General features: G+C 60.0%; 3 protein-coding genes. All 3 read left to right on the forward strand.

Annotation, left to right across the window (positions count from 1 at the left end):
* Complete coding sequence (locus tag B042_RS25220; RefSeq protein ID WP_081748840.1) at positions 1-558, forward strand: polymorphic toxin-type HINT domain-containing protein; 558 nt, start codon at positions 1-3, stop codon at positions 556-558.
* Positions 555-1,052: a hypothetical protein gene (locus B042_RS25825; protein ID WP_155989163.1), complete on the forward strand. Its 498-nt coding sequence runs from the start codon at positions 555-557 to the stop codon at positions 1,050-1,052. The genes B042_RS25220 and B042_RS25825 overlap by 4 nt, the downstream gene beginning before the upstream one ends.
* Positions 1,053-1,172: 120 nt before the next feature.
* Positions 1,173-1,917: transposase (locus B042_RS24495; protein WP_197024349.1), on the forward strand; the 745-nt coding region annotated here is incomplete at its 3' end.

Below are 1,917 nucleotides of genomic sequence, written 5' to 3' on the forward strand. Positions count from 1 at the left end.
GTGCACCCGTTCTGGGTTCCGGAGTTGCAGGAGTGGGTCGATGCGATCGACCTGGCTCCGGGGATGTGGTTGCAGACCTCGGCCGGTACGTGGGTTCAGGTGTCCGCAGTCGGGGCCTGGACACAGCCCGCGACGGTCCATAACCTGACCGTTCAGGGCGTCCACACGTACCACGCGGCTGTCGGTGAAACAGACGCCCTTACCCACAACTGTGGTGGTGGGCTAAACGAAGATGATCTCGCTGCTCAGGCCAGGACTGCGCGTAATGAGCTTGGTGATGAGCGTGGCAATCGTCATGCGACATACAGCGGTGGCTATGACCCTGAGACTGGTCAAGTGTATTCTGGATGTTCTTCTAATCCTACAGGTTGCGCTGAAGCGGACATTGAGCGCCAGATTGGGCGAGGTCCTGATGCGCCGCAGTTTGTTCACGCATATGGAAATAGGGCACGTAAATGGGTTGAGATTCCAGTCTGCGTAAGTTGTCAGGAGCGTTATAGTCCATCCCAGTTCCCTCCAGGGGTGCTGTTTGATCGAGGTGGAAGGTGGGGTAGGTGAATACGGCTCTTATTGAATTTGAAGCGAGCTTGTGGGAATGGTCTAGTTTCAGGACTATTTCCGGCGATGCGGGTTTTGTTCCCGACTCTTTTGTCGGGCTAGTATCTCAAGGCTCTGAAAACGATGCAATGAGCTACTACTGGGATATCGAAAATTCAGTATTTGTTCAAGGGCGACTATTTGAGTCGGCGGAGCCAACAATGGCTATCGCTATCGCTTCCTTGGCATCTAAGGTTCCACCCCATGTGAAGCCGGTGGTATTTGAGGTTGTTTTTCAAATAGCCAATGGGGTGGTGCATGAAGATGCTCTTTCGAGGGGGAATGTCGACCTAGTTGATAGGTGTAGAGATATTGCCAGAAGGGGTTTGGTCTTATTTTACTCGGAGGCTCTCAAGAAATCAGGAGAACAAGCTTTCGATATTCTGGATTTGATCGAAACTGATCGACGAAAATTAAATCTCTTTAGAGCTCATTTCAAAAGCCCTACAAGGTAACTCTGTGCCTGGTACGGCAGCCGCAGTTTGGGGTGTGAGCTGGGAGAACGTCCGCTGATCGACGCGGTATCGTGACCGGTTCGCCGGACATGAGGACGGCCGCCCGACGATCGTTGCTGTGTGACCAGACAAAAAGCGCGGGCGGCCGCTGCCCTGATGATAGAGGCCCAGCGGGCCGAGGACGACCTCAACGCCTTCATGGCAGCCATACGCGGGTGCTTCGCCCGCACCCAGCCGTGGCTGACCGCCACCGGATACGTCCGAGCACTCCTGTCCGACCTGCCCAAACGCAACGGGTGGACCATCGCGGAGTGGATCGGCCACCGCACCCCCGACAGAGTCCAGCGGCTGCTGAACCAGGCGGTCTGGGACAGCGGCCGGGTGATGCGGGCCCTTCACGCCTACGCCGTGGCGGGGCTGGACGCGGCCGCCGGAGCCCGCGCCATGGCCATCGGGGCACTCGACGAGACCGGCCAGGAGAAGAAGGGCCGGGCCACCGCCGGGGTCAAACGCCAGCACATGGGGTGCGCGGGCGGGGTCGCCAACGGCATCAACACCGTGCACCTGTCCTATGTGCGCCAAGGCGTGGGCCACGCGCTGATCGGGTGCCGCCAGTGGATCCCCGCCGAGCAGGTCGAGGACGAGGCGACGGCCACCCGGATGGGGCTTCCCGAAGGCCTGGGGTCCGCCACCAAGGGACAGTTGGCCACGATCATCGGTTCAGGTACCAAGACCCTGGTGCAGGTCATGGTGGATCCGACCACCGAGCGCGAGGCTCCCGAGGGTGAGGAGTCCGAGGCGGGCGGGGAGCACGCGGGGGTTCCCGGGCCGGTCGCGGTCGGGGACACGGTGATCGCCACCGACG

Origin of the sequence: Nocardiopsis sp. CNT312 (genome assembly GCF_000515115.1) — a bacterium.
Lineage (GTDB): Bacteria > Actinomycetota > Actinomycetes > Streptosporangiales > Streptosporangiaceae > Nocardiopsis.